Origin of the sequence: Mucilaginibacter sp. OK268, assembly GCF_900103125.1 — a bacterium.
Taxonomy (GTDB): domain Bacteria; phylum Bacteroidota; class Bacteroidia; order Sphingobacteriales; family Sphingobacteriaceae; genus Mucilaginibacter.
Genome location: NZ_FNJV01000012.1, coordinates 135,996 through 162,529 on the forward strand (window position 1 = coordinate 135,996; position 26,534 = coordinate 162,529).

Genomic DNA, 26,534 nt, shown 5'->3' on the forward strand with positions numbered 1-26,534 from the left:
ATAAAAACCACTCAAATATGTCATTGCGAGGAGGAACGACGAAGCAATCTCCTCGCATGTATAAACACGATGAGATTGCCACGCTACGCTCGCAATGACATGATTGAATATTTATCCCATGCTTCATCAGCAATTAAACCCGCCATCAATAGTCATGATGGATCCTGTGGTAAAGCTCGCCGATGGGCTGGCCAGATAAGATACCACCTCGGCTATCTGCTGTGGATCACCGTATTTGGGGATGGCCATTAAGCTGCGGGCATTGTCCGCATGGCTCCCATCAGCCGGGTTCATGTCGGTATTCACCGGGCCGGGTTGTACCAGGTTTACGGTGATACCTTTCGGCCCTAGGTCGCGGGCCAGGCCACGGGTAAGGCCGCTCAATGCCGATTTACTCATCGAATACAGTGTACCCTGCGCGGCAACAACCCTATCTGCCATATTACTGCCTATGGTAATAAACCTGCCCGATTTTTCCAGTTTTTGCGCTGCGAAAATGGCAGCTTCAAAAACGGCTTTTACATTCACATCCATGGTAAAGCGGTAATCATCCAGTGTATGTTCTTCCATTGGTTTACCAGCATAAACCCCGGCGTTGTTGACCAGGATATCTAACTTGCCAAATTTTTGTACTGTTTGAGTTAGGGCAGATGTTATTTCGCCTTCTACCGCATTATCTGCCTTAATCGCCGATACTTTTAATCCTTCAATGGTTAATTTATCCACCAGGGTCTGTGCTTTTTCTTTTCCGTTTACATAGGTAAAAACCACGGTGGCGCCATCCTGAGCCAGTTGTCTTACTATTGCCGCGCCCATACCCCGGCTGCCGCCGGTAACGAGGGCTATTTTATCTTTTAATTTTTGCATTGCTGTATTTTATTTGGTTGCAAAGCTATACCCAAACCCCTACATTTGCATATACTGATAAATTTGTATAGTACTAACATAAATGTAAGTATGAGAAAAGAAACCTCCACCAATCTGGAAAATGAAAAGCTGATCCTCGCCGGTTGCGGCACCTCCTATACGCTCGACCTGATAGGCGGTCGTTGGAAGCCTCAAATTCTATGGCGATTGTTATTGCAGGGGTGTATGCGCTATAGTCAACTCAAAAACTCCATGCCCAATGTTTCTGAACGGATACTGATATTGCAACTGCGCGAATTGGAGCAGGACAGACTTATCAGCAGGCGGGTTTATCCCGAAGTACCGCCAAAAGTTGAATACCGCCTAACCGTTTTGGGCCTGAGCCTGAAACCTGTGCTTTGCTGCTTATCTAATTGGGGTGATGCCAACAGGCCGAATAGGGTTGTAAGTCCGGAGCCGGAAGTTGTGGCTGTGGGGTTGTGAGTCTTGAGTTCTAAATCTGAAGTCTTAAGTTCAGGGGCTCTGTAGATGCATGGCGATGGCCTTTTTTCTTTCCCCGTCAGCAGATAAGCTTCGGGTGAAAACGGGCAGAACATGGTGGGATGTGCGGCTGTAGGGGCATTAGCAAACCTTGCCGAAGCGTGGGACATGAGCGAACGATTGGAGGTAAGGTTTAGCAGCCCGTGGTTCTGTCCGATTTGCAGGGTAAAGGCACTGTGCGAAAAGAAGCATTTCTGGTGACTTGATCTTTGGTTACTTTGTATCAAGACAAAGTAACAGCCCAAGCGGCAATTGAGCGCTCTACGATATTCAAAACCGCTCTGTAAAGTATAGAGATTGCTTCGTACCTCGCAATGACGCAAAGATGAAATAATTTACCCTTTCAGAGCCAGCTCCGCTACTTCTTCCCCTACCAAACTCCCCATAGCCACCCCCATACCATTGCACCGTACTGCGCAAAATATATTGGGTTGTATTTGTTTTACTATCGGGGTAATTTCATCCCCAAAACCCATGATGCCGCTCCACCAGTAATCAACTTCAATATCCTGATTGGGCAATATCACTTCGTGCAGATAGCTGATCAGTTTTTCTTTTACGGTATCGGTATGTCCAAAATCCCAGGTTTCTTCGGTCTTGTAGTCCAGGTTACGACCGCCGCCAAACAGGATCCGGTTATCAATATTGCGGAAATAGTAATAGCCTTCGTTAAAGTGATAAGTCCCTTTTAGTTTTAAATCAGATATAGGTTTGGTAACCAGCACCTGTCCCCTGCCCGGGATAACATTGAGTTCCGGGTAAAGCTGACTGGCAAAGGCATTGGTAGCCAGGATCACTTTATCAGCCTTAAAATTGCCCTGTGAAGTAGCGAGACTGATATGCTTGTCTTCATGGTTGATAGCTGTTATTTCGCAATTGTTTAATACCAGCACGCCTAAGTTATATCCCTTATATAATAAGGTACGCATCATTTTACCGGTATGCAGCTGTCCTTCAAAGGGGTTGTATATGATATGACTAACATTGCTGAAGCCAAAATCTGCAATTTTAGCATTAGCCACTGCATAAATGTCAGATTGGCCAATGGCCTGTTGTAATAATTTATTCAGATGGCCGATCTGTTCTATACAGTTTTGGGCGGCATCTTTTTCATAGCTCATAAAAAGTTCATGACCGCCATGCTGATAATAATCCATATTGGCATCGCCCAGGTTTTCCCGTAAACGTTGCAGACCCCGCCATTTATAGGCCACCAAACGCATGGCCTCTTCTTCGGACGATTGATTAATGACAGAAATTTGTTCGGAAACTGTACCAAAACAGGCAAAACCAGCGTTTTTAGTACTGGCTCCTGATGGTAAAAAGCCCCGCTCCAAAACCAGCACTTTTAAACTGGGCTGCTGTTTTTTTAAATGTAGCGCAGCGCTCAAGCCAACCAGGCCACTGCCAATGATGATCACATCGGCCTGATCAATGAACGCGGTGCGCTCCCAGTATGAAAATGAAGGTTCCAAATTAAGTCAAAAGTAAAAATTCAAAACTTAACACGGCCTTATTTTAGTTAGGCATGTAAAACATCTATTAAAAACTTTTTTTCAAACCCCTCAACCTTAGTTAAAAGTTCGCCCTTCATTACTTTTTTTAAGTCGTCAAGTAAGTCCCTTGTGGCTTTAATACCGTCATCTCCAAGTTTATCTGCGTTGATGGGTGCTTTTTCGCAGGCTTTAATAACAAGGTCCATCATGTCAGAGGCTCGCTCTTCATTTTGCAATGTTAGATAACTTTGCACAGATAAAAGGCCCCACCTTACACCATACTCAGGCTGGTTGTTTACCGCCATCATTGTAAAAATGCTTCGTTGAACTTGATTTTCTACGTTTAAAGTATGCCTAGATTGATTTTGGCTGTCAGTTGTATAACTGTTTATAAATGCACGAACGTTTTCTTCACCTTCATTTATTCTATTTGTGAAAGTCTCTTCTAAAGCTCGGCGCTCCTGCACAAATCTATTAGTTATAGTTCTCCACGATATCACGCCAGCAAAACTCACTATCACCGTAACGATCAAGATAAAAATCATGGTCAAACTGTTAAGGATATCGTGGAAGTAACCAGTCGCTATAGTGTTTACTATCGTAGCTTGTTTCAAGCTGTCAATTGTTTGGGTTAGATGGGATATCTGCGTTTGTAGCGTATCAATTTTCGTTGGATGCAACATGGTCACTGCAGATAATAAAGCTTTCATTCTGATAAAGTTTAGTCAGTAAAAATAAGGTTTAATTCGTTCCTCGAACTTAAACCGGAATAGTTTTTGATTACCAAATTAACAAACGTTTTGACTTTTTAATTTTAACTTTTGACTAAAAAAATGAATCACTTATCAATAATTATAGGATATAGCGGCTATAATTCGGCCTGGTTCCTGATGATCGCGATCGCCCTGATAAGCTTTATAGTACAGTGGCGGTTCAGGAGTAAGTTTAAACAATACTCTGAGGTGGCATTACTGTCTGGTCTTTCGGGTCAGGAAGTGGCCGTAAAAATGCTGCGCGCCCATGGCATATTTGATGTGCAGGTAATATCTGTTGAAGGGCAGTTGACCGATCATTATAATCCCGAAACAAAAACGGTGAATTTAAGCCAGGATGTTTTTTACAGTCGCAGCATTGCCGCCGCCGCAGTAGCAGCACACGAGTGTGGGCACGCCGTTCAGCATGCGCAGGCTTATGGATGGTTAAGTTTCCGCTCGGCTATGGTACCTATTATTAATGTGGCATCAACCTTAACCCAGTGGACTTTGTTTATTGGTATTATGCTGTTATTTTTCGCCCATAGCCCCTATGTATTGGCGGTGGGTGTTGCGGCGTTGGCATTGGTTACCTTTTTCAGCTTTATAACACTCCCTGTTGAATTTGATGCCAGCAGGCGGGCATTGGCCTGGCTGGATAATAATTACAGCATCATGCAAACCGCGCAGGAACATGAGCAAGCCAAAGATGCCCTTTGGTGGGCTGCCATGACCTATGTAGTTGCCGCACTGAGCGCCTTGGCTACGCTGGTTTATTATGCCTCGTTTTTGTTTAACAGGCGAAATTAAGGAAGGAGAGGCAAGAGACAAGAATCAAGAGATAAGACTTCTGATTTAATTTTTGCGAGCAGATCATAAATCCTATGTCATTGCGAGGAGGAACGACGAAGCAATCTCCTCGCGTGCATCTACTACTTGTGATGAGAACGCGAGGAGATTGCCACGCTGCGCTCGCAATGACATGGTTTACTTAGGATTTTTTCCTGACAGCTTATAAATTTCCCAACTTTAACTCATTCACAGCAAAATGCGCAGCCCGGGCTGTAAAGGCCATGTAAGATAGGGATGGATTTACGCAGGATGAGGATACCATGAACGATCCATCGGTAACAAACACATTTTTGGCATCCCAAACCTGGTTCCATTTATTGAGCACTGATGTTTTGGGATCATTCCCCATACGAGCCGCGCCCATTTCATGAATAGCACCTATATTTTTCCGAGCTACAAAACCTTTCACATTTTTCAGCCCGGCTTTTTCGAACATTTCTACCGCATCATTTAACGAATCGATCTCCATCTTACGCTCATTTTCTTTGAGTTCTATGTCGACAGATAAGGTATTGAGTCCCCATTTATCTTTAACCTGCTTGTTAAGGCTCAGCTTATTTTCATGATAGGGCAATACTTCACCAAAGCTCGCCATAGACATGGCCCAGTTTCCCGGCTCCGTCAGCGCATCCTTAAAATCAGCTCCAATACTCAGCTCGGCAATTTCCCTGCTCCACCCTTCACGACCAGCCGAACCCTGGTAACCAAAACCCCGCAGATAATCGCGTTTATCGCCAAACAGATTGCGATAGCGTGGTATGTATATGCCATTGGCCCTGCGGCCAAAATAGTATTTATCCTCAAAACCTTCCATAATACCACTGGCCGCGCCGCCTACATGATGATCCATCACGTTATGCCCCAGCTCGCCGCTACTACTGCCCAATCCATCTGGCCATATATCCGTGGCCGAGTTCATCAGGATCCAGGCGCTGTTAAAAGTAGAGGCGTTTAAAAAAATGATCTTCGCGGTATAGGTATATGTTTTATTATTTTCCGCATCCAGCACCTCCACGCCTGTTGCCTTTTGGGTATCCTTGTTATACAATACGCGGGTAACTATCGACCATGGGCGAACTGTAAGATTTCCGGTGGCCATTGCCGCGGGCAAGGTGGATGATTGCGTGCTGAAATAGCCACCGAACGGGCAACCCAACGCGCACTTATTGCGGTACTGGCAATTGGTACGCCCCGGTAATGGCTTCGTAATATTGGCCGTGCGACCGATGATCATATAACGCTGACCGTTGTATTGCTTTTTTATACGGGCCGATACTTCTTTTTCTACACAATTCAGCTCCATAGCCGGCTGAAACTGCCCATCGGGTAAATGCGGCAGGTTTTCTATAGAACCGCTGATACCGGCAAAACGCTCTACATGGTCATACCAGGGCGCTATATCTTTGTACCTCACCGGCCAGTCGATAGCTATGCCTTCTTTGGCATTGGCTCCAAAATCAAAATCGCTCCAACGGTAACTTTGCCTGCCCCACATTAAGGAGCGTCCTCCTACGTGATATCCTCTCCTCCAATTATAAGGCTTAACCTGGGTATAGGGGTTTTCCCGCTCATTTACCCAATAATCCATATTGGCTTCAATAAGTCCATGCGCTTTATCCTGCACAGGATAATCTTTTACTTTTGATTGCGGCGGAACATCGCGATGCGGCAACTCCCATGGGGCCTTAGTGGCGTTGGTGTAACCTTTTATATGCTCAATTTTTTGCCCCCGTTCCAGCATCAATACTTTTAACCCTTGTTCGCTGAGCTCTTTTGCCGCCCATCCCCCTGAAATTCCCGAGCCTACAACAATGGCATCATAATGGTAATTGTCCATAACGGTTTATCATATTATTGGTGATGTTACTTTGCGTGGCGCAAAGCACATTTGCTAAAATAAAAATACGCTTTGTATCTCTTACATGTTACATGTACATTTAAAAGACTTACAAAGTTTTAAAAACCTCGTAAGTCTGGCTACTGGCTCAGTTCGGCGCCCTATTAGGCATACCTGCCTATTTATCAATAGCTTACGCTTCATGAAGCTTTTATGAAGAGGATTAACGCCCTCGGCAAATCTTAATGTAATATTCATGTTACCCCGATAGGTTTGGTTAAAATTTATCGACATGAAAAAAACAGTTAAGATACTAATGGTGCTTTTGGTTACCACATTAGCAACAGTCAAAACCTACGCGCAGGTAAGCATAGGCCTATCGGTACGGATAGCGCCACCTGCGTTACCGGTTTATACCCAACCCCCATGCCCTGTTGATGGCTATTTATGGACTCCCGGTTATTGGGCATATACCGATGATGGCGGATATTACTGGGTACCTGGCGTTTGGGTAGCTCCTCCCCGTGTTGGTTTTTTATGGACCCCCGGTTACTGGGGCTATGATGGTGCCATTTATGTTTTTCACCAGGGCTACTGGGGCAGGCACATTGGTTTTTACGGCGGCGTAAATTATGGTTATGGCTATGGTGGTGCAGGTTATATGGGCGGCAGATGGGCTGGTAACTCTTTCCAGTATAACACGGCTGTGGTTAATGTAAATAATACTGTGGTACATAATACCTATATCAATAAAACGGTTATTAACAACAACGTAACTGTAAATAACAACCATACCAGTTTTAATGGACCTGGCGGTGTTACTGCACAGGCTCGACCAGAAGAGCAGGCCGCAGCCCGCGAACAGCATGTGCAGCCAACCAGTGATCAGATCAATCATCAGCAGATAGCTGGTAAAGATCGCAGCCAGTTTGCATCGGCCAATAACGGTCGCCCGGCTACAGCAGCGATGAATAAGGTGGATGGAAACCGTTTTAATACCGAAGGCCGCAGGGCCAGGGTTTCAACACCGGATGGAACAAATAACAATGCCGACAGAAGTAATCGTGCGCAAGCCAACAACAATGCCGATAACCATACCGCAGCCAATCAGGATAACGCGAATAAAAACGCTTCACCTACCGGCCAGGCTGCAAGGCCGCCACACCAATGGCAGACAGGTAATCCCAACGCGGGTAATACGCGGCAACCAGCTCAAAACCAGCAGTCGGCTATGGCCCGTGCACCAAGACAACTGGTGAGGCACCCTGCAGCCGGAAGACCACATGCAAATCCAAGACCCCAGGAGCACGAAAAACACAGATAATCGTTTTCCCCAAATTCAATACCATATATACGCAAAAGCCCGGTTAATAAATCAACCGGGCTTTTCATATGTCTTAATTCTTGATTCTAATCTCTTGACTCTGAATCCTAATTCATCCTGTACGGAGCGATCAGATAAAATTCGGGTATTTGCACGTTAAAAGAAGCGTTATCCATCAAACGGTTCATCTGGTATTCGCCTTTCATGCTGCCCATATCGGTTTTGAGGTTACAGCCCGATACGTATTCATGCGCATGCCCGGGTTCAATAACGGGTTGCTGACCCACTACACCTTCGCCTTCCACTTCGCGTTTTGCACCGTTTGAATCAAAAATATACCAATGCCTGCTGATGAGCTGTATGGCATAGTTACTCATGTTTTCGATATTCACCTTGTAGGCAAACATAAAGTGGTCATTAGCCGGATTTGAATATTCGGGCTGATATACGGTTTCGATGGAAACCTTAACACCCTCAGTAATAGTGGTAACCATGTGAATTAATTCTGTTTAGTTTCAAATATAAACATCTAAACAAATATTACGCCATCTCAACAGCATATTTTTCGTCAATTTCTGCTAAAATTTCGTAGAGCTCCTCTAAAGTACCGGCGGTTACCAGTTTCATACGATATTCTTTAAAGTTTTCGATGCCTTTAAAATAGTTGGAATAATGCCTACGCATCTCAAAAACACCTGTTTTAGGGCCTTTCCACTCAATTGATTTTTGCAAATGCGTGGTACAGGCGGCTATACGCTCGGTAATGGTTGGTTTATCCAGGTGCTCACCGGTCGCAAAAAAATGCTTGATCTCACGAAAAATCCAGGGATAACCAATGGCAGCGCGACCTATCATCATGCCATCAACACCGAACTCCATGCGCCAGTTGGCCGCTTTCTCCGGCGAATCAATATCGCCATTGCCAAATATCGGGATTCTGATGCGCGGATTTTTCTTGATATCACGTATCAACGACCAATCAGCCTGGCCTTTGTACATTTGTGAGCGCGTACGGCCATGAATGGTGAGAGCTTTTATCCCCACATCCTGCAGGCGTTCGGCAACTTCGTACACATTTTTGGTATTATCATCCCAGCCCAGGCGCGTTTTTACGGTTACAGGTAGATGCGTGGCTTCAACCACGGCCTTGGTCATGGCTACCATTTTGTCAATATCCTGTAATAAACTGGCACCGGCACCGCGGCAGGCTACCTGTTTTACCGGGCAGCCATAGTTGATATCCATCAGATCAGGCCCGGCAAGCGATGCTATTTCGGTAGCTTCGCGCATGTGGTCAATATCGCTGCCAAATATCTGGATGCCTATAGGGCGTTCATATTCAAATATATCCAGTTTTTGGCGGCTTTTGGCAGCATCACGGATCAATCCTTCAGACGAGATAAACTCGGTGTACATCATATCCGCACCGTTTTGTTTGCACACGTAACGGAAGGGAGGATCACTCACATCTTCCATCGGCGCCAGCAACAGCGGGAACTCTCCTAAATCAATATTTCCTATTTGTACAGACATGCTTATCTTTAGCGTTGCAAAAATACGAATTTTACACCAAATGATAAAAGCCCCCATTAAGGATATAAAACCTTATCAGACTGATATACATCCGCTATTACAATTATTGCTCCTTTTCTTCTTCCTGATCTTTGTTCCCGGGATCGGTTTTTTTATAGCCAAGGGTATTATCACCTTGTTGTATGGGGCACAAACCTGGACCGATGTGGGCTCCTTTAACATTGCAAATCCGCAGGTAAAAAACGGCTTATGGATCCTGCAGATCGTAAGCACCACCATTCCGCTGTTTGCTATCCCTGTACTTTTCGCGCGTTTCATTGTCCGTGATACATCAACTTATTTAAAACCAACCTTTAATTTCCCGCCGGTTTTATTTGTACTGGTATTCTCCATTATGCTGTTTTCATCCCCGGTGATGGAAGTGCTGGTGAATCTCAATCAGAAACTAACCTTACCCGCCCCGCTTAAAGCCATTGAGGACCTGATGCGAACTATGGAGCAGCAGGCCCAAAAAGCTACCGATGCCATGTTGAACATGAAAAACATCGGCGACCTGTTTTTTGCGATACTAGTTGTTGGTTTATTAACGGCCATTGCCGAAGAATTTTTATTCAGGGGATGCATCCAAACCATATTTGTTAAATGGACCGGAAATATCCACGCCGCTATCTGGATCACCGCCATCGCATTCAGCGCCTTTCACATGGAGTTTTTTTCGTTTTTGCCACGTGTGGCGTTGGGGGTATTTTTTGGGTATTTTGTAGCCTGGAGCGGTAGTGTGTGGACAAGTGTATGGGCGCATTTTTTAAATAATGGTTCGGCGGTGTTGATCACTTATCTGTATCAGCACAAACTTATTAAGCTCAACCCCAACGATCAGCATGTATTTAATTATGGCGTCTATGTATTTAGCTTAATATTTATTTTAATTTTGCTTTACATATACAGGAATATAGCGCTCAAAAAGCCCATGTTGGATTTTTAATGGAAAAAGGCTGGATCAAAATTTTTACTTCGTCCAATTTTTATCAATCAGAAATTGTTAAACAGGTACTTACCGGCCATCACATTGATACGGTTTTGATCAACAAGCAAGATTCATCACACAAGGCCTTTGGCAATATCGAAGTATACATTCACCAGGAGGATTTTAGCAAAGCCATCGAGATCATGATCCTCAATCAAATTAATTTATGAAAGTACGCGCCATTACCGGCTTCTTTTTTGTTATAGTGATGTTGGGCTCCGTTTTGTTGGGCTCTTATGTATTCAGTGCATTTTACCTGATACTTACCTCATTTTGCCTGTTTGAATTTTACAAACTGGTGCGCGAAGGTGGTTTTAAGCCCAGTCGCGAAAGCGGACTGATCAATGGCTTCCTGGTATTTCTTTTTTTCGCGGCCCAATGTTATTTGCCGGCCTGGAAGTTCATCTTTTTTTTGCCGGTAACTTTAAGCGCGGTTTATATACAGGAGCTGTATAAAAAATCGCCGGCGCCATTCAGCAATTTGGGCTTTACCTTTTTGGGGATCCTTTTGGCGGTTGTGCCCTTTTTGTTTTTTCATGCCATGGCCTTTATCAGCGGGAGTTTCAACTTCCACCTGCCTATGGGCTTTTTAATTATGTTATGGAGCAACGATACCGGGGCTTACCTGGCCGGTCGTGCGTTTGGACGTACCAAACTGTTTGAGCGCCATTCGCCCAAGAAAACCTGGGAGGGATTTTTTGGCGGCGTACTGATCAGCGCCGTAGCGGCTTTGATCATGAGCCATTTTTATGTGGAGCTTTCCTGGAAACAATGGGTGAGCATAGCCGTTTTAATATCATGCTTCGGCACCATGGGCGACCTGGTGGAATCCATGTTTAAACGGAGCATCAACGTGAAGGACAGCGGTGGGATATTACCAGGGCACGGTGGCTTGCTCGACAGGTTCGACGGGCTCTTATTAGCCGCCCCAATTGTTTACGCGTACCTGTACTTCATTTCAAATTAGTAGTTTTGTAATAAATAACCCCATACTATGACTTTTCATAAAGAAGGATATACCTCACTGGCGCTAACCATATTATTTTTGCTGGTTTTAAACGCTGTTATCCAATTTTATATGCCGCAGGCGCATACCTTAAAGTGGATAATTTATATTTTCTCGTTCCTGTTTCTGGCCGTGATCGTGCAGTTTTTCCGCAGTCCGTTTTTTGATATCAGCACAGACGAAACTACGGTGCTTTGTCCTGCCGATGGCAAGGTGGTGGTGATTGAGGAAGCTGATGAAACCGAATACCTGAAAGACAAGCGTATCCAACTGTCGGTTTTTATGTCGCCGGTAAATGTGCACGTAAACCGCAACCCTATAGCAGGTGTGGTAAGTTATTTTAAATACCACAAGGGCAAATACCTGGTAGCCTGGCACCCTAAATCATCAACCGAAAACGAGCGGACTACCGTTGTTGTACAGAACAGCGAAGGTGTATCAGTATTGTTCAGGCAAATAGCCGGCGCGCTGGCGCGCCGTATCGTGTGGTACGTAAAAGAAGGAGATATTGTTGAACAAGGTCAGCAATTTGGCTTTATTAAGTTTGGTTCAAGGGTGGATGTATTTTTACCCCTTGGCTCCAAAATACTGGTAAACATTGGCGATGTGGTTAAAGGTGGCCGTACCGTATTGGCCGAGCTACCAAGCGCGTTAACCGCCGTTACCACTACTGAAGAACAAGCCACCATCAAACCGGTTTCTATGGAATCATTGACGGCTTCTGCGCCAGTTGCAGAACAGGTAGCAGAAGAAGAACCAACAGTAATTGAAAATGAGGCACGCCAGGGCGAATTGCCGTTGGTTATAGATCATCCTAAAGCCGAAGAGCCTAAAAAGCCTGTAAAGAAAGCCGCACCTAAAAAACCGGCTGCCGCTAAAGCGACAAAAGGCAAAAAAGAGTAATTGTTTATTCTATTGCGATACAAAAAAAAGCCGGTCAATGACCGGCTTTTTTTTGTATTTGGCTCCTCCTATTGTAACCTTTACATCTCCACGTCATTGCGAGGTACGAAGCAATCTCTACGAAAGCAGGTCCATTTGCTTTTAGTTTAAGCTTATCATTACGCTCTGTACAGCATAGAGATTGCCTCGCAATGACGCGTGCGGAGATATACAAATCGTTGGCAAGTAACAGGGCGAGATTTTCCCCATAAAAAAGGCCTTCCCGAATAAAAATCCAGAAAGGCCTTTTGCAATATCAAATACTTTTCCGCTATAAACGGAGAAGGGGAATTAAACTCTTTTTGATTTGATACGAGCTGCTTTACCAGTAAGGGCACGCAGGTAGTAAAGTTTAGAACGACGTACTTTACCTACGCTGTTCACTTCAATTTTATCAATGTTTGGAGAGTTGATAGGGAAGATACGCTCTACGCCTATGCCGTTTGAAACTTTACGAACGGTAAATGTTTCATTATTTCCGGTACTGTTACGTTGAATAACAACACCTTGATAAAGCTGAACACGTTCTTTATTTCCTTCTCTGATTTTATAATGTACACTTACAGTATCACCAGCCTTAAAGGAAGGAAACTGCTTTTTTTCTACTGATTGCTCTTCAACAAATTTTACTAAATCCATGATTTTTAGCTCTTAAAGCGATTTTTAGCCCGTAAAAATCGGATTGCAATTATAGGGATTTTTTTTAATATATAAAAGTGTATTTTAAAAATTTCCACATTTTGTATTTTACTAACAAAATGCAAACAAGACAGGGCCTGTTTTTATAAGCCGCAACGGACTTTTTGAGCACGCAAAAGTTAACAAATATAGCGGTAAAGCCATCGGAGTAAAAACTTTTTTCAAAAAGTTCTTGACTCTTACCCTACGTGATACCATAGCTTTGTAATAAAACCAACGGGTTCAGGTATATGAAATTAAATTATTCGGTTAAACAAATTGCCAGGCTGGCCGGGGTGAGTGTGCGCACCCTGCACCTTTATGACCAGATGGGTTTATTAAAGCCCGCCGTACGTACGCGTGCGGGTTACCGGCAATATAACCAGGATAAGTTACTAAGACTACAGCAGATACTTTTTTACAGGGAGCTCGATCTTCCTTTAAAAGAGATTGCCGAAATTTTAAACGATCCGGACTTTGACCTGGTGCAGGCCCTTGCAGGCCACAAGACCGCCCTGTTAGCCAGGCGTAACCGTTTAAACACATTGCTGAAAACCATTGACAAAACCATTATTAACTTAAAAAACAAAAGCATGAACAACCTGGAAGAATTATATGAAGGCATGCCCAAAGAACAAGTCGCCGCATGGCGCAAAGAGGCTATGGATAAATGGGGCGAGGATACCGTGCTGCGTTCGGAAAATGCGTTGCGCGAAATAGACAAGCTCGACCTCGACCGTTTAAAGGCCGATCAAAAGGATATCGCCCATCAGCTTCAGCTACTGCGTAATCACAAACCTGAAAGTGAAGGGGTACAGGAACAAATAGCCCGTCATTATGCCAATATCCGTAGCTTTTGGGGTATAAGCGATCCAACCGATCTCCGGACCGAAACTTATAAAGGCCTGACAGAACTATACCTTGCCGATGAAAGATATACAACAACCGAAGGCCAAACCGACCCTGATTTTGCAGCATTTATGCGTAACAGCATGCTTTACTTTGCTGAGCATAAATTGAAGTAATTAACTTTCCAATTAAGAAATGCGTCATTGCGAGGCACGAAGCAATCTCTACATAGGCAGGTCAATAATACAAGTTCATCACTTAGCTATCCGCTCTGTATAGCATAGAGATTGCTTCGTACCTCGCAATGACGTTATTATATGATTCTTCTACTCCAACAAATCTGGCCGGCGGGTTTTGGTTCGTTCGAGGGCTTGCTCAAAACGCCATTTTTCAATTTCGGGGGTATTGCCGCTCAACAGGATATCAGGAACCCTGTAGCCATTCCAGTCGGCGGGACGGGTATATACCGGGGCATCGAGCATATCGTCCTGGAAGGAGTCGCTTAGGGCCGATGTTTCATCGCTCAGTACACCGGGTATCAGGCGCACTACGGCATCTACTAAAACAGCCGCAGGCAACTCGCCGCCCGATAATACATAATCACCAATGGAGATTTCGCGGGTAACGTAAATATCACGGATGCGCTGATCGATCCCTTTATAATGTCCGCATAAAATAATGATGTTGCCTTTGATAGAAAGCTGATTGGCGATAGCCTGGTTCAGCCGTTCACCATCCGGCGACATGAATATGATCTCATCATACTCCCGCTCGGCTTTCAGCTTTTCGATACAGGCAGCAAAGGGGGGGATGGTCATTACCATGCCGCTGCCACCGCCGTAAGGGTAATCATCTACACTTTTTTGCTTATTGGTGGCATATTCCCGCAGGTTATGCACATATATTTCGGCAATGCCTTTTTTTTGGGCACGCTGTAAAATGGAGTGTGCAAACGGACTTAACAGCAGATCGGGCAAAACGGATATAATATCAAAACGCATGTGCAAAGATAGTAAATCAATGTGCGGATTTCAGATGTGCAGATGAGTGGATAGAAACAAGAGAAAAGAATCAAGAACCAAGAAGTAGCGTCCCTTTTGATCTTTTCCCCTTAATCCTTCCATCCTTTATCCAAAATCAAATAGCTTTTTCAATCAGCCAGTGGTGCCCAAATGGGTCTATCACTTCTCCTTGCCGGTAACCATAATCATAATCCTGCACGGGCGATCTTACGCTGGCTCCAGCTGCTTCGGCCTGCGCCATCACTACGTGTACATCTTCCACAAATAGCCCAATGGTTACGGTAGTAGCATGATATTTATCCGGACTAACAGCCGATGAGTGCAGCGTTTGCTCATGCAGATGAAACAATGATCCGACTATACTTAATTCCGATACATGAATAGTGCCGTCATCATTGCTAAAACGCCGCAGCTCAACAGCACCAAAAGCTTTGATATAAAAACTGATATCGGTTACGCCGTTAGGGATAACTAATTGCGGAGCGAAAGTTGGCTTGCTTTGCATAATTAGCTGATTTTTAATCTTCTTCCTCTAATATAAACACTTCTTCCACGGGTTTTCCAAACACCCGGGCAATTTTTAAGGCCAGCACCGTTGAGGGCACGTATTTATTACTTTCGATGGTGTTGATGGTTTGGCGCGATACCCCTACCTGGTCGGCCAGATCGGCCTGGGTAATATTTTTGATGGCGCGCTCCACACGTATATTGTTTTTCATGCCCGTAATTATTCTTTTATTAAACGATTATTCTGGAAGATCTTCCACCTGAAGCGGATGATAAAAAACACGAGCGGTATCAATAAGTTTAAAAACAATATGTGTTCGGTATCATTTGTAAATATCAAACTAATCACCAAAACTATATAATTGACATAGATGGCCCATTGCAACGAATCAAGGCGCAGTTGTAATATTTGCTCGTCTTCAATCTTTTCCTTCGCAAAAGCTATCAGGAACAAACCAATGGCCATTAATAAAGTGGTGGTCATAAAAAAAAGATGGTGACTATTAAAAAGGTTGGAGCTTGGCTGCGTCTCATGAAGATCAAAACCAAGATCTTTTTTAAACATCACAATAGGGATATGTACCAAAATAAGCACCAGGCCTAAATACCTGCACCAATAAGGGAATAAGAAGCGCGATTTCATATTTGTAAAGTTTAGTTTACCAAATGTAAAACAAACTTTACAAATGTCAAATATATTTGACATTTTATTTTTGCCCCATTTAAACGCGAAATGCCCGTGAGGACACAGGCATCGGTATGAGCATTTGGGATGCCGAAACAAGTTCGGCATGACTATAATTATTTATTCTGAATCAGGGATAGGATAGTCCTTTATCTTTACTCCAATAATCCTTGCTCCAATAATTATTCAGACAAATAAACATCCAGCAAACCTTCGGGCAGGTCAACATAGATCTCGCCGCCTTCTACATCGATACCTTTTATAATATCCAGGTTAAGCGGAAACATCACTTCTTTATTTTGGTATTGAACAATGGCTATCAGCTGTTGCGGGTATTCCTGCACTTCCAGGATCTCGCCCAGTTCGCCGTGGGTTTCATCAACAGCAATAAAGCCTTTTACATCGTTCAGCGTAAATTCGCTCTTTTTCTTTTTGGGTTTTAGTTTATTAGGCAGGTAGATGTCCTTTTTTACCAGCAGGGCTGCTTTTTCAATGGCATCTACATCCTCCAGGTACAAATAGGCATTGTTTTTTTGCAGGTATTTGATGGAAGCCACAAAATAAGGGATCAATTTGCCGGCCATATCAATAAATAAAGCGTCGAACTTAATGGCGTCCAGACCATCAAAATCAACATATATCTGCATCTCGCCTTTAAGGCCCTTGGTTTTTAATATACTACCTACTCTGAAACAATCTTCAGTTTTCATAAAAAACAGCTTTTAAAAACAAAGGCGAAGCTGTTTTGCTTCGCCTTTGATGAGAGTTAAGAAGTTAGAGTTTCTATCTCTTACTTCTTCAAAAAAATTATTCTGCGCTTTCAGCAGCGTCTGTTTCAGCAGCAGCTTCTTCGGCCGGAGCTTCCTCTTCTGCAACGTCTTCAGCAACAGGAGCATTTTTAGCAGCAATTGCAGCAGCTTTTTCTTCTTTCTTTTTAGCTTCAGCAGCCAAAGCAGCTTTACGCGCTTCGTCTTTTGCCGATAGTAAGCTGGTTTTTTTGCCAGTGATCTTACCGTCTTTTTGCTCAGTCCACTCTGCAAATTTAGCTGCAGCTTGTTCTTCGGTTAAAGCACCTTTTTTAACACCACCTTCTAAGTGTTTTTTGTAAAGCACACCTTTGTATGAAAGGATAGCGCGACAAGTATCAGTAGGCTGGGCACCAGTGTTAACCCACTCTAAAGTTTTGTCGAAGTTAATGTCGATAGTTGCAGGATTGGTGTTTGGGTTGTATGAACCTAAACGCTCAATGAAACGACCGTCGCGTGGAGCGCGGGCATCTGCTACTACGATGTAGTAAAAAGGTTTTCCTTTTTTACCGTGTCTTTGCAGTCTGATCTTAGTTGCCATTTTTTCTTTTTATGTATTCAACATGTCCCCGGAGTACTTTCTGCGGGGATGCAAAGGTATAAATTATTTGTAATAATTTAAAACCCATGTAATTAATTATTTATTTAATCTAAACGCGCTATGGGTTAATTGAAAAAAATCGCAATTTCAGGGCCATGAGTTTAAACAGAAAATTACGCATAGCTATTGATATGGACGAGGTAATGGCCGATACCATTGCCAAATTTATTACCATGTATGACGAACGACACCAAACCAAAATATCGCTGGGCGATATGCATGGTAAAGAGTTCCGGGAAATACTCCCCCCTCACCTGAGTGCCACCCTCAGAGAGTATATCAATGAAAGGGGCTTTTTTCGTGATCTGCCGGTGATGCCGGGCTGCCAGGAAGTGGTAAAAGCGCTGCATGAAAAGTATGACGTGTATATCGCTTCGGCCGCAATGGAGTTCAAGTACTCCTTAGAAGATAAACTGGATTGGCTTAACGAACACTTTCCTTTTATATCCTGGACCAATATTATTTTTTGTGGGCACAAGATACTGGATGTTGACGTGATGATTGACGACAGGATCAAAAACTTTGTAACATTTAAAGGCCGTAAACTATTGTTTACTTCCCCACATAATCTTTTGATCAATGATTTTGAGCGTGTTAATAACTGGAACGAAGTGGCAACTAAATTATTACCTGAATAAGATGAACAAATTTTGAAATAAATATCCTATATTTAAATGGTAGCCCCCCTATCATTAAATTAAAGTATGTTAAACCATACAACCATTGACGCCATTGATTGCGTGCTTGCTTATGATATTCATGAGCAAAAGTATTTGTTTATAGGGCCTGGTATTTATCCCATTTTGGGTATAACTGCTCAGGAACTTTATCAAAATAGTGAGGTATGGGATAACCTGATCGAAAAAAAGTGCCTTACCAACCTGAGATCTCTCGTTAAAAACCTCCCCGAAAATAGCACGGTCGAAACAAATTACCAGATAACCACCCCTCAAAAAGTCGTTAAAAACATTAGCGATAAAAAAAGCCTTATTACTGATGAAACCACCGGGCATAAGATATTGCTAAGCACCATTAAAGAAACATTGGCTAAAACCAACTGCATCACCCCAACAGATGCAGGGCATAGTCAGCAGTTTTTAAACTCGCTTATTGATTCGCAAACCAGTTTTTTAATCCGTATAGACACCAACGGGAACTATACTTTTGTTAACAGGCAATATTTAAAAACACTGGGATATAAAGATAAGGACGTTTTAGGCAAACACTTTTCGGTAACAAGCTTACCAGAAGAAGCTCATCTTTGCGAAAACGCTTTTATAGAATGCCTGAACAACCCGGGCAAAGTTGTTACGTTGCTACACAAAAAGCCCGATGTGCATGGCAACCTCCATGATACCGAGTGGGAACTGATATCCATAGTTAACGAGAACGGCAAGGTTTGCGAGATCCAAGGCATTGGTCATGACGTAACCACGAAGATCAAAATAGAGGCTGAGATCAGAGACACTGCCCAAAAGCTGGATACTTTTATTGAAAGCATAACCGATTCGTTTTTTATTATTGATAACGATTGGCGGTTTGTACGCGTAAATGCCGCGTTTGAAAAAGTATGGGGGAAACCCCGCGCGGAATTACTGGGCAAAGTAATCTGGGATCTATTCCCCTTACTTATTGATACACCTTTTGAAACCGCGTATCGCGATGCGCAAACCAAACAGGAAAGCGTAAAATTCATGGTTTATTTTGCCCCATTGAATAAGTGGTTCCGCACAGCGGTTTACCCATCTACCGAAGGTATAACCGTATTTGCCAAGAATGTTACTTATGAGATGCGCGCGCAGGAAGATGCATTATGGACCAAAAACAACCTGGAGGCACTAATTAACAACACCAATGATAAAATATGGTCGGTGGATACGGATAACCGCTATGTTTATATGAACAATGCATATATAGCGCAAATAAAAGCTATGACCGGCGTAGCTCCGCAAAAAGGAGAGTATTCTTACAAGGACATGGGCCTCCCCCAGGAAGTTATTGACGAATGGAGTGCCTATTATCAGCGGGCGTTAAATGGCGAAAATTATACGGTTATTTTAGAAAGCCTTGATGACGAAGCCAAAAATCCTGCGTTTTATGAAGTAAGATTTAACCCCATTTTTGCATCCAGTGGAGAGATCAAAGGGGTTGGTTGTTTTGCCCATGATATTTCAGCAAGACTTAAAACCGAGCAGGAACTGCTGAGCCAAAACAAACGCATGCGCAATATTGCTTCACTAAGCTCACATGAATTAAGAAGGCCCGTTGCCAGCATGCTGGGCCTTATCAATATTATGGACAGGGAAAACCCCAATAATCCCGAAAACAAACAAATTATCGATTATCTGCAAATTGTAAGCACCGAAATTGACGATGTGATACGCCTCATTGTTGATCACACCTTCACCGGAAAATAACCACGGAGATTATAAACTTACATAGACAATATTTCAACCAGTTTTAACAGGTTGGGATTGATCTCGATGTGATGCTTAATGGCGTGCTCAAACGGGGTATAAGCGATCTCGTTATGAATAATACCGATCATTTCATTACGGTGGCCATCTCTTAAAGCCTCAACAGCTGCGGCACCTACACGGCTTGCCAATACTCTATCCATACAGCTTGGTGCTCCGCCGCGTTGTATGTGCCCTAATATCGAAATGCGGGTATCATAATGAGGGAATTTTTCCTGAACCAAGCGGCCAACTTCAAAAGCGCCACCAGCTTCCTCACCTTCCGCAACGATGACAATTCTGGAGGTTTTATCTTTACGGCCATGTTCAAGCCGGTTAAATAAACCTTCCATACCACCTTTACTTTCGGGTATCAATATGGCTTCGGCACCAGCAGCAATACCTGTGCGCAAAGCAATCAGGCCTGAGTCACGGCCCATTACTTCAACAATAAATAACCTATCGTGCGATTCGGCCGTATCCCTGATCTTATCCACAGCCTCAACAACCGTATTGATGGCAGTATCATAACCTATGGTAAAATCGGTACCCATCAAATCATTATCGATTGTACCGGGCAGGCCAATTACAGGAATGTCATACTCACTGCCAAATACCTTTGCACCAGTAAAAGTACCGTCGCCGCCAATAGCTACCAAGGCATCAATATTGTGTTTTTGTAACTGATCGTATGCTTGTTTACGTCCCTCAATTGTTCTGAAGTTATCGCAGCGGGCTGTTTTTAAAATAGTGCCCCCGCGTTGTATAATATTAGAAACCGATTTACGGTTCATAGGTATAAAGTCGCCTTTGGTCATCCCGTCATAACCGCGGCGGATGCCGGTAACTGCAATATCATAGTATATAGCTGTCCGCACAACTGCCCTGATGGCAGCGTTCATTCCCGGCGCGTCGCCACCTGAAGTAAAAAGTCCGATATTTTTAATCTGCGTCATTTTTTATCCTGATATGGGCATTAGGGGCCCTACCTTAAAAAATTGAATAATTTAAATTAAGTGCTTTTAAAGTAGCCTTATAAATAAAAACGCGGCTAAGCTTTAAAACTTGCCGCGAATTTACGTTTTATTTTTTTAACGGAGTGCCTACTTTTTGAAAGCCGCGATGCCGCTATCCAAAAATTTGATGTAACTGGCTATATCATAATCGGCCGGAGAAGTTGGAATATCCTTGCCGGTGGTATCCTTTAAAAAGTTGCCTTCACTATCCAGCATTACGTATAGAGGTTGTGAATTGGAGTTAAAACGACTGGCCTCCAGATCACTCCACTTGCCTCCCAGGGTAGTTATTTTTTTACCGCTGTAGGTTGATACAAACTGCTCTTTCGGATCCAAACTTGCCTTATCGTCAACAACCAACTGAAGCAGCACAAAATCATCACGCAATCGTTTGAATACCTCCGGGTCCGACCAAACGTTGGCTTCCATTTTACGGCAGTTTACACAGTTAAACCCGGTAAAGTCAATCAGGATAGGTTTGTGTGTAGCCTTTGAAACCTGTAAAGCCTGGTCATAATCATACCACGAATCAAGTCCACGGGTTTTTATGCGGGTATAGTTGCCGGCATATTTCTTTTCGCCAATACTCGCCGGTACAACGGCCGCGGGGGCTGACGATGGAGCGACTGCACCGCCCGGTATGCTTGATAAGTTAAAATCCTGTGTTGCCTCCGGCGGTAAAAATGCACTGATTGATTTTAAAGGAGCGCCCCATAAACCGGGGATCATATAAATCACAAACGCAAATACGATAATGGCTAAAAAAGTACGTGGGATAGAAAGATGAGATACATCGCTATCATGTGAAAACTTGATCTTACCGATAAGGTAAAGCCCCATCAATAAACCAATAGCTATCCAAAGCGATAGGAATATTTCTCTGTCGAACCAGTTCCAGTGATAAGCCAGGTCGACATTTGATAAAAACTTAAGTGCAAAAGCCAATTCCAGGAAACCCAAAACAACCTTTACACTATTTAACCAACCACCAGATTTTGGAAGACTTTTTAATGCAGAAGGGAATAGTGCGAATATGGTAAACGGTAGGGCCAATGCTAATGAGAAACCAAACATGCCTATAGCAGGGCCTAATCTGTCGCCTTTTGAAGCCGCGTCAACCAGGAGAGTACCAATAATTGGTCCGGTGCATGAAAAAGACACCACTACCAGGGTTGATGCCATAAAAAATATGCCAGCAAGGCCTCCTTTATCTGCATTTTCGTCAAGTTTGTTAGCCAATGAGCTTGGTAGCGTAATTTCAAAGGCGCCCAGGAACGAGATACCAAAAACAATGAGCAACAGAAAGAAAAATATATTGAATATACCGTTTGTAGCCAATTGATTAAGGGCATCTGAGCCAAAAATAATGGAGATCAGCAGGCCCAGGGTTACATAGATAATGATAATAGACACCCCATAAATAAGCGATTGACCTATAGCCTTACGACGGCTGCCACTCTTTTTGGTAAAAAAGCTTACTGTTAGTGGCAATAATGGATATATACAAGGCAATATCACGGCAGTAAACCCGCCCAACAGTCCAAATATAAATATCTGCCAAAGCGTTTTGGGTTTTTCGGCTGGAGGGGCTTTTTGTTGTTGAGCCTTTTGCTTTGCCGCTGCCTGAGCTTTCGCTACAGAATCAGCTGCCTTTTTCCTGATCGCTATGCTATCAGCAGCAGTTGGGATATCAGTAAACTGGACACCTGCGGTTGACGCGGTATCCGCTTTGTTTTTTTGTATGGCCAATGCCGGTGTGACACCAACGGAGCAAAAAACAGCTAACACCATTAAGGTAGCCAATACAACGCGTAAATAAACGCCCTTTTTTAATAGTTTCATTGTTACGTTCCCTAAGGTAAAATTATTTGCCTAAAGGAATAGTGAAATCAACATCTTCTGGGGGGAGACATTTTTTGTCGTTACAGGTCATGTACGTGAGCTTGCCGGTTACGCTGGTTGCCGAAGCCGATTTAAGGCTTATCTTTTGCTGAAAAACTACTTCTTTTTCAAAGTAGCTTACATTCATACTAAAAGCTTTCTCATATTTGGTTACCGGGGTTGGCTCAGTAGGTTTGCCAACCGGAGCGTATAATTTTGAAGGAGTAAATTCAAATGAAGTTTTTATTGGGCCGCCATCCTTAACGTTAAGCGAATAAATATGCCAGCTGGGTTGAATGGTAGCCTTCAAAAACACGATGGCTTCTTTATCATTCAATTTTTTTGCCGCGTATGACCATCTTACCGGCGTTTCTATTTGGGCATAAGCCCCTGCGCATATCACTAATGCAACAATTATCAACAGTACTTTCTTCATTTAATTATTTATTTAAAAATTCAATTTGCTTTAAACTAAACTCTTGCTGCCCGTTATCATTTTCAACAACCAGCATTCCATTCTCTTTTACGTTTTTTATAACGCCATCAAAAACCTGGTCATTTGACTTGAAACGCCTTACCTGGTTTAACCAATATAGTCGGGCTAAATAGGTATTCCTTACAAACAAAAATTTACCCGCCCTTAAATTAAGGTAATATGCTTCAATATGACCGCAAATTTCTGACAATATTGTTTTTAAATCATAATCCCTGTGTAAGATTTGTTTAAGGGATATAGCATTGCCTGCCCCGGGTTCAAAATTCTCCTGGTTAATATTAAGACCTATACCAATAATGGCATCTTTGATATAAATACCCTGTATATGCGTTTCTATCAGGATCCCGCCCAATTTCCGGTCGTCGTAATAAATATCATTGGGCCATTTTATTTTAAGTTTTTCGCCCAGATATGGGTACAAAGCATCATAAACACCCAGGCTTATTACCCGGTTCAAATCAAATTGATCGCTTACAGCCAAGAACAACGGTGTCAGTAAAATACTGAAAGTAAGGTTTTTTCCGGGCTCACTATGCCATTTATTTTGCTGCTGGCCCCTGCCTGCATATTGGCTTTCTGCCATAATGACCGTACCTTCGGGCAATGGCTTGGAATTTGACAGTAATGTTTTGAGGAATGTGTTGGTTGAGTCAACTTGTTGAATTGTTACTAAATTTTGACCAACAAATAATCCCGAAAATATGTTATTTTGCAAAGTATAATAATTTTTAACCCAAGAACGTTCAAAACTAATTCTTTTTGATGGTAAAAAACAAAGTGTTAAATCAATCGGCCTATATTTCTGAACTGGCCATACATGGCATACAGGAAAAAAAGGGGAATGATATTATAAGGTTAGACCTCCGGAATATATTGGGTTCGGTATCAGATTATTTTGTAATCTGCCATGCCGATTCATCAACACAGGTAAAAGCTATTGCCAATAGTATTGAAGAAGAAATTTTTAAAGCTACGCAACAGGAACCCTGGCGCAAGGAGGGACTTGAATATGCAGAGTGGATACTACTTGATTACGTGGACGTTGTGGTTCACATTTTCAGAACTGACAAACGTGAGTTTTACGGCGTAGAAGATCTGTGGGGTGATGCCGAGATTAAATATTACAAAAGTGCTTAAACTTTCGTCACAATTACCCTCCAGGTGGAGTCATGGTACTAAACCTTTGTAAATTTTTAAATTATAGATTGTAAGTTTGAGCTCGTAACAAAGAAATGAAAGATATTAAAGATAATAAATCAGAAAGTCCGAAACCTATCAGGAAAATACTTAATAAAAAAACACCGCCTAAACCACCCAAGTTTAATATCATGTGGCTTTACGGCATTGTTATTTTAGCATTTTTACTGGTGCCTACCCTCTTAAGTGGCGGCTCGGGTACACCTACCACCTTTAAGGATGTGGAAGGGATGCTTAAACAAAATGATGTTGAAAAACTGGTAGCCTACAAAAGCGGCGACCTGGTGGTGGCCGAAGTTTACATCAAAAAAGAGAGTTTAAACAAACCCCAATATGCCAAAGCCGGCAAAGACCAGCGTTTGTTTAATACCGCAAACAACGGCCCTCAATACACTTTTACCGATGCATCATATGAGAGCCTGAAGCAATCTGTAGCGAATGCAGAAAAAGATATGCCGGAGGATCAAAAAGTAAACATTCAGTACGAGCAGGGGCATGAAAGCTTTTTATCAAACTGGTTGGTACAGGGTGTTATCATGGTTATCCTGTTTGCTGGTGTATGGATATTTATTATGCGACGCATGTCAGGCGGTTCAGGTGGCGGCCCGGGTGGCCAGATATTTAATATCGGTAAATCAAAAGCTACCCTTTTTGATAAAGAGGCCCAGGTATCCGTAACATTTAACGATGTTGCAGGTTTGGAAGAAGCCAAACAAGAGGTGATGGAAATTGTAGATTTCCTTAAGAACCCTAAAAAATATACTAACCTGGGTGGTAAAATACCTAAAGGCGCCCTGCTTGTGGGTTCGCCAGGTACAGGTAAAACATTATTGGCCAAAGCCGTAGCCGGTGAGGCTCAGGTACCATTCTTCTCGCTGTCAGGATCCGACTTCGTGGAGATGTTTGTAGGTGTAGGCGCATCACGTGTACGTGATTTGTTCCGCCAGGCAAAAGACAAGGCTCCATGTATCATATTTATTGACGAGATTGATGCCATTGGTCGTGCCCGTGGTAAAAACAATATTGTAGGTGGTAATGATGAGCGCGAAAACACCTTGAACCAATTATTGGTGGAGATGGATGGTTTCGGTACCGATTCAGGTATTATTATCCTGGCGGCAACAAACCGTCCTGACGTACTGGATTCGGCTTTATTACGCCCTGGCCGCTTTGACAGACAGGTATCTATTGATAAACCAGATTTAATTGGTCGTGAGCAGATCTTCAAAGTGCACTTGAAACCTATCAAGCTGTCAGACGGTGTTGACGCGAAAAAACTATCAGCACAAACCCCTGGTTTTGCTGGTGCAGAAATAGCTAACGTTTGTAACGAAGCTGCTTTGATAGCCGCCCGTAAAAACAAAGAATCGGTTGATATGACCGATTTCCAGGATGCGATTGACCGTGTTATTGGTGGTCTGGAAAAGAAAAACAAGATCATATCTCCCGAAGAAAAACGCATCGTTGCTTACCACGAAGCTGGTCATGCTATTGCAGGCTGGTTCCTGGAACATGCCGATCCTTTGGTTAAGGTATCAATCGTTCCGCGTGGTGTGGCAGCCCTGGGTTATGCTCAATATCTGCCAAAAGAGCAGTTTTTGTATACCACCGAACAATTGCTTGATGAAATGAGTGTTTCGATGGGCGGTCGTGTTGCTGAAGACATTGTTTTTGGCCGGATATCAACCGGCGCCCTGAGTGATTTGGAACGCATCACCAAACTAGCTTATGCCATGACCAAGATCTACGGTATGAACGGAAACGTTGGTAATGTATCATTCTACGATCCGCAGGGTGAATATCAGTTTAACAAACCTTATTCTGATACTACTGCCGAAATGATCGACAATGAAGTACGTAAACTGGTTGATGATGTTTATCAGAAAACCAAAGTATTACTGAACGAAAAACGTGAAGGGCTTGAAAAAATAGCTCAGAAATTATTAGAGAAAGAAGTACTGTTTCAATCAGATCTGGAAGAGATATTGGGCAAACGGCCATTTGACGAGCGTACCACTTATGATAAATTTGTGAACGGCGAGGCTGCTTTAAACCCCGATGTTGATAATAATGCCATTCCGGATAGTTTAACTAACCCGGAGCTTTCAAGAATTGATGGCGAAGATCCGAAACTTTAATATACATCATTAATATAAAGCCATCA

General features: G+C 43.0%; 28 protein-coding genes and 1 pseudogene. 12 read left to right on the forward strand and 17 right to left on the reverse strand.

The genetic code is table 11. From position 1 onward, the window contains the following. Positions 1–126: 126 nt before the first annotated feature. Complete coding sequence (locus BLR84_RS27180; protein WP_090473407.1) at positions 127–867, reverse strand: SDR family NAD(P)-dependent oxidoreductase; 741 nt, start codon at positions 865–867, stop codon at positions 127–129. Between the two features lie 90 nt (positions 868–957). On the opposite strand from BLR84_RS27180, the gene BLR84_RS27185 reads away from it, so the two are divergent. Next, positions 958–1,350: a winged helix-turn-helix transcriptional regulator gene (locus tag BLR84_RS27185; RefSeq protein ID WP_090473408.1), complete on the forward strand. Its 393-nt coding sequence runs from the start codon at positions 958–960 to the stop codon at positions 1,348–1,350. 392 nt (positions 1,351–1,742) lie between these two features. Here the strand turns inward: BLR84_RS27185 and BLR84_RS27190 are convergent, their stop codons facing one another. Further along, a complete protein-coding gene (locus tag BLR84_RS27190; RefSeq protein ID WP_090473409.1) occupies positions 1,743–2,882 on the reverse strand; it encodes an NAD(P)/FAD-dependent oxidoreductase in 1,140 nt (379 codons plus the stop codon). Between the two features lie 47 nt (positions 2,883–2,929). Continuing rightward, the gene (locus tag BLR84_RS27195; RefSeq protein WP_090473410.1) at positions 2,930–3,613 is read right to left on the reverse strand and encodes a hypothetical protein; all 684 of its coding nucleotides are present in this window, start codon (positions 3,611–3,613) and stop codon (positions 2,930–2,932) included. A gap of 123 nt (positions 3,614–3,736) precedes the next feature. Between BLR84_RS27195 and BLR84_RS27200 the strand changes: the two genes are divergently transcribed. Continuing rightward, the gene (locus BLR84_RS27200; protein ID WP_090473411.1) at positions 3,737–4,465 is read left to right on the forward strand and encodes a zinc metallopeptidase; all 729 of its coding nucleotides are present in this window, start codon (positions 3,737–3,739) and stop codon (positions 4,463–4,465) included. 202 nt (positions 4,466–4,667) lie between these two features. Here BLR84_RS27200 and BLR84_RS27205 read toward each other — a convergent pair whose 3' ends face one another. Beyond that, the gene (locus tag BLR84_RS27205; protein ID WP_090473412.1) at positions 4,668–6,344 is read right to left on the reverse strand and encodes a GMC oxidoreductase; all 1,677 of its coding nucleotides are present in this window, start codon (positions 6,342–6,344) and stop codon (positions 4,668–4,670) included. Between the two features lie 292 nt (positions 6,345–6,636). On the opposite strand from BLR84_RS27205, the gene BLR84_RS27210 reads away from it, so the two are divergent. After that, positions 6,637–7,668: a YXWGXW repeat-containing protein gene (locus BLR84_RS27210; RefSeq protein ID WP_218128508.1), complete on the forward strand. Its 1,032-nt coding sequence runs from the start codon at positions 6,637–6,639 to the stop codon at positions 7,666–7,668. A gap of 107 nt (positions 7,669–7,775) precedes the next feature. Here the strand turns inward: BLR84_RS27210 and apaG are convergent, their stop codons facing one another. Both apaG and dusB read right to left on the reverse strand, forming a co-directional pair. Then, positions 7,776–8,162 carry a Co2+/Mg2+ efflux protein ApaG gene (gene apaG / locus BLR84_RS27215; RefSeq protein ID WP_090473413.1) on the reverse strand — a complete coding sequence of 129 codons (387 nt, stop codon included), beginning with the start codon at positions 8,160–8,162 and terminating at the stop codon, positions 7,776–7,778. Positions 8,163–8,208: 46 nt separating this feature from the next. Then, positions 8,209–9,201, reverse strand: coding sequence for a tRNA dihydrouridine synthase DusB (gene dusB, locus BLR84_RS27220; protein ID WP_090473414.1), 993 nt, complete (start codon positions 9,199–9,201; stop codon positions 8,209–8,211). Between the two features lie 40 nt (positions 9,202–9,241). Between dusB and BLR84_RS27225 the strand changes: the two genes are divergently transcribed. The 4 genes and pseudogenes from BLR84_RS27225 to BLR84_RS27240 all read left to right on the forward strand — a co-directional run. Then, positions 9,242–10,186, forward strand: a complete 945-nt coding sequence (locus tag BLR84_RS27225) for a CPBP family intramembrane glutamic endopeptidase (protein ID WP_176852169.1) — start codon at positions 9,242–9,244, stop codon at positions 10,184–10,186. Continuing rightward, positions 10,186–10,398: a putative signal transducing protein gene (locus tag BLR84_RS27230; protein ID WP_090473416.1), complete on the forward strand. Its 213-nt coding sequence runs from the start codon at positions 10,186–10,188 to the stop codon at positions 10,396–10,398. Before BLR84_RS27225 ends, BLR84_RS27230 begins: the two co-directional genes overlap by 1 nt. Next, complete coding sequence (locus tag BLR84_RS27235; protein WP_090473417.1) at positions 10,395–11,195, forward strand: phosphatidate cytidylyltransferase; 801 nt, start codon at positions 10,395–10,397, stop codon at positions 11,193–11,195. Before BLR84_RS27230 ends, BLR84_RS27235 begins: the two co-directional genes overlap by 4 nt. Before the next feature lie 27 nt (positions 11,196–11,222). Further along, positions 11,223–11,876 (forward strand): annotated as a pseudogene (locus BLR84_RS27240) (phosphatidylserine decarboxylase family protein); the annotation flags it as partial. Positions 11,877–12,467: 591 nt separating this feature from the next. On the opposite strand, the gene rplS reads toward BLR84_RS27240, so the two are convergent. Continuing rightward, the gene (rplS, locus tag BLR84_RS27245) at positions 12,468–12,815 is read right to left on the reverse strand and encodes a 50S ribosomal protein L19 (RefSeq protein ID WP_076376620.1); all 348 of its coding nucleotides are present in this window, start codon (positions 12,813–12,815) and stop codon (positions 12,468–12,470) included. Positions 12,816–13,105: 290 nt separating this feature from the next. Between rplS and BLR84_RS27250 the strand changes: the two genes are divergently transcribed. Beyond that, the gene (locus BLR84_RS27250) at positions 13,106–13,879 is read left to right on the forward strand and encodes a MerR family transcriptional regulator (RefSeq protein WP_090473419.1); all 774 of its coding nucleotides are present in this window, start codon (positions 13,106–13,108) and stop codon (positions 13,877–13,879) included. A 150-nt stretch (positions 13,880–14,029) separates the two neighbouring features. Here BLR84_RS27250 and trmD read toward each other — a convergent pair whose 3' ends face one another. The 6 genes from trmD to BLR84_RS27280 form a co-directional block, all read right to left on the reverse strand. After that, positions 14,030–14,704: a tRNA (guanosine(37)-N1)-methyltransferase TrmD gene (gene trmD / locus BLR84_RS27255; protein ID WP_090473420.1), complete on the reverse strand. Its 675-nt coding sequence runs from the start codon at positions 14,702–14,704 to the stop codon at positions 14,030–14,032. Positions 14,705–14,840: 136 nt separating this feature from the next. Continuing rightward, positions 14,841–15,230 carry a VOC family protein gene (locus BLR84_RS27260; protein WP_090473421.1) on the reverse strand — a complete coding sequence of 130 codons (390 nt, stop codon included), beginning with the start codon at positions 15,228–15,230 and terminating at the stop codon, positions 14,841–14,843. A gap of 13 nt (positions 15,231–15,243) precedes the next feature. Then, a complete protein-coding gene (locus tag BLR84_RS27265) occupies positions 15,244–15,444 on the reverse strand; it encodes a helix-turn-helix transcriptional regulator (protein ID WP_090473422.1) in 201 nt (66 codons plus the stop codon). Between the two features lie 8 nt (positions 15,445–15,452). After that, a complete protein-coding gene (locus BLR84_RS27270) occupies positions 15,453–15,875 on the reverse strand; it encodes a hypothetical protein (protein WP_090473423.1) in 423 nt (140 codons plus the stop codon). 224 nt (positions 15,876–16,099) lie between these two features. Next, entirely contained in the window at positions 16,100–16,627 is a 528-nt protein-coding gene (rimM, locus tag BLR84_RS27275) for a ribosome maturation factor RimM (RefSeq protein ID WP_090473424.1), read from the reverse strand. 97 nt (positions 16,628–16,724) lie between these two features. Continuing rightward, on the reverse strand, positions 16,725–17,264 hold the full coding sequence (locus BLR84_RS27280; RefSeq protein ID WP_090473425.1) for a 30S ribosomal protein S16: 540 nt from the start codon (positions 17,262–17,264) through the stop codon (positions 16,725–16,727). Between the two features lie 155 nt (positions 17,265–17,419). Here BLR84_RS27280 and BLR84_RS27285 point away from each other — a divergent pair, with 155 nt between their 5' ends. Beyond that, positions 17,420–17,962: a 5' nucleotidase, NT5C type gene (locus tag BLR84_RS27285; RefSeq protein ID WP_255367057.1), complete on the forward strand. Its 543-nt coding sequence runs from the start codon at positions 17,420–17,422 to the stop codon at positions 17,960–17,962. Between the two features lie 66 nt (positions 17,963–18,028). Then, complete coding sequence (locus BLR84_RS27290) at positions 18,029–19,741, forward strand: PAS domain-containing protein (RefSeq protein ID WP_090473426.1); 1,713 nt, start codon at positions 18,029–18,031, stop codon at positions 19,739–19,741. Between the two features lie 17 nt (positions 19,742–19,758). Here the strand turns inward: BLR84_RS27290 and pfkA are convergent, their stop codons facing one another. The 4 genes from pfkA to BLR84_RS27310 form a co-directional block, all read right to left on the reverse strand. Then, positions 19,759–20,736: a 6-phosphofructokinase gene (pfkA, locus tag BLR84_RS27295; RefSeq protein ID WP_090473427.1), complete on the reverse strand. Its 978-nt coding sequence runs from the start codon at positions 20,734–20,736 to the stop codon at positions 19,759–19,761. 147 nt (positions 20,737–20,883) lie between these two features. Continuing rightward, the gene (locus BLR84_RS27300) at positions 20,884–22,638 is read right to left on the reverse strand and encodes a protein-disulfide reductase DsbD family protein (RefSeq protein ID WP_090473428.1); all 1,755 of its coding nucleotides are present in this window, start codon (positions 22,636–22,638) and stop codon (positions 20,884–20,886) included. A 22-nt stretch (positions 22,639–22,660) separates the two neighbouring features. After that, positions 22,661–23,113 carry a protein-disulfide reductase DsbD domain-containing protein gene (locus BLR84_RS27305; protein ID WP_090473429.1) on the reverse strand — a complete coding sequence of 151 codons (453 nt, stop codon included), beginning with the start codon at positions 23,111–23,113 and terminating at the stop codon, positions 22,661–22,663. Between the two features lie 4 nt (positions 23,114–23,117). After that, entirely contained in the window at positions 23,118–23,888 is a 771-nt protein-coding gene (locus tag BLR84_RS27310; RefSeq protein WP_090473430.1) for a biotin--[acetyl-CoA-carboxylase] ligase, read from the reverse strand. Between the two features lie 47 nt (positions 23,889–23,935). Between BLR84_RS27310 and rsfS the strand changes: the two genes are divergently transcribed. Then, positions 23,936–24,310: a ribosome silencing factor gene (gene rsfS / locus BLR84_RS27315; RefSeq protein ID WP_090473431.1), complete on the forward strand. Its 375-nt coding sequence runs from the start codon at positions 23,936–23,938 to the stop codon at positions 24,308–24,310. Positions 24,311–24,405: 95 nt separating this feature from the next. Continuing rightward, complete coding sequence (ftsH, locus tag BLR84_RS27320) at positions 24,406–26,508, forward strand: ATP-dependent zinc metalloprotease FtsH (RefSeq protein ID WP_090473432.1); 2,103 nt, start codon at positions 24,406–24,408, stop codon at positions 26,506–26,508. The last annotated feature ends 26 nt before the right edge of the window (positions 26,509–26,534 follow it).

Excerpts from the sequence above, each read along its gene's own strand:
- BLR84_RS27180 (WP_090473407.1), bottom strand. The coding sequence starts at position 867 with ATGCAAAAATTAAAAGATAAAATAGCCCTCGTTACCGGCGGCAGCCGG.
- BLR84_RS27185 (WP_090473408.1), top strand. The coding sequence starts at position 958 with ATGAGAAAAGAAACCTCCACCAATCTGGAAAATGAAAAGCTGATCCTC.
- BLR84_RS27195 (WP_090473410.1), bottom strand. The coding sequence starts at position 3,613 with ATGAAAGCTTTATTATCTGCAGTGACCATGTTGCATCCAACGAAAATT.
- BLR84_RS27200 (WP_090473411.1), top strand. The coding sequence starts at position 3,737 with ATGAATCACTTATCAATAATTATAGGATATAGCGGCTATAATTCGGCC.
- BLR84_RS27205 (WP_090473412.1), bottom strand. The coding sequence starts at position 6,344 with ATGGACAATTACCATTATGATGCCATTGTTGTAGGCTCGGGAATTTCA.
- BLR84_RS27210 (WP_218128508.1), top strand. The coding sequence starts at position 6,637 with ATGAAAAAAACAGTTAAGATACTAATGGTGCTTTTGGTTACCACATTA.
- apaG (WP_090473413.1), bottom strand. The coding sequence starts at position 8,162 with ATGGTTACCACTATTACTGAGGGTGTTAAGGTTTCCATCGAAACCGTA.
- dusB (WP_090473414.1), bottom strand. The coding sequence starts at position 9,201 with ATGTCTGTACAAATAGGAAATATTGATTTAGGAGAGTTCCCGCTGTTG.
- BLR84_RS27225 (WP_176852169.1), top strand. The coding sequence starts at position 9,242 with ATGATAAAAGCCCCCATTAAGGATATAAAACCTTATCAGACTGATATA.
- BLR84_RS27230 (WP_090473416.1), top strand. The coding sequence starts at position 10,186 with ATGGAAAAAGGCTGGATCAAAATTTTTACTTCGTCCAATTTTTATCAA.
- BLR84_RS27235 (WP_090473417.1), top strand. The coding sequence starts at position 10,395 with ATGAAAGTACGCGCCATTACCGGCTTCTTTTTTGTTATAGTGATGTTG.
- rplS (WP_076376620.1), bottom strand. The coding sequence starts at position 12,815 with ATGGATTTAGTAAAATTTGTTGAAGAGCAATCAGTAGAAAAAAAGCAG.
- BLR84_RS27250 (WP_090473419.1), top strand. The coding sequence starts at position 13,106 with ATGAAATTAAATTATTCGGTTAAACAAATTGCCAGGCTGGCCGGGGTG.
- trmD (WP_090473420.1), bottom strand. The coding sequence starts at position 14,704 with ATGCGTTTTGATATTATATCCGTTTTGCCCGATCTGCTGTTAAGTCCG.
- BLR84_RS27260 (WP_090473421.1), bottom strand. The coding sequence starts at position 15,230 with ATGCAAAGCAAGCCAACTTTCGCTCCGCAATTAGTTATCCCTAACGGC.
- BLR84_RS27265 (WP_090473422.1), bottom strand. The coding sequence starts at position 15,444 with ATGAAAAACAATATACGTGTGGAGCGCGCCATCAAAAATATTACCCAG.
- BLR84_RS27270 (WP_090473423.1), bottom strand. The coding sequence starts at position 15,875 with ATGAAATCGCGCTTCTTATTCCCTTATTGGTGCAGGTATTTAGGCCTG.
- rimM (WP_090473424.1), bottom strand. The coding sequence starts at position 16,627 with ATGAAAACTGAAGATTGTTTCAGAGTAGGTAGTATATTAAAAACCAAG.
- BLR84_RS27280 (WP_090473425.1), bottom strand. The coding sequence starts at position 17,264 with ATGGCAACTAAGATCAGACTGCAAAGACACGGTAAAAAAGGAAAACCT.
- BLR84_RS27285 (WP_255367057.1), top strand. The coding sequence starts at position 17,420 with ATGAGTTTAAACAGAAAATTACGCATAGCTATTGATATGGACGAGGTA.
- BLR84_RS27290 (WP_090473426.1), top strand. The coding sequence starts at position 18,029 with ATGTTAAACCATACAACCATTGACGCCATTGATTGCGTGCTTGCTTAT.
- pfkA (WP_090473427.1), bottom strand. The coding sequence starts at position 20,736 with ATGACGCAGATTAAAAATATCGGACTTTTTACTTCAGGTGGCGACGCG.
- BLR84_RS27300 (WP_090473428.1), bottom strand. The coding sequence starts at position 22,638 with ATGAAACTATTAAAAAAGGGCGTTTATTTACGCGTTGTATTGGCTACC.
- BLR84_RS27305 (WP_090473429.1), bottom strand. The coding sequence starts at position 23,113 with ATGAAGAAAGTACTGTTGATAATTGTTGCATTAGTGATATGCGCAGGG.
- rsfS (WP_090473431.1), top strand. The coding sequence starts at position 23,936 with ATGGTAAAAAACAAAGTGTTAAATCAATCGGCCTATATTTCTGAACTG.
- ftsH (WP_090473432.1), top strand. The coding sequence starts at position 24,406 with ATGAAAGATATTAAAGATAATAAATCAGAAAGTCCGAAACCTATCAGG.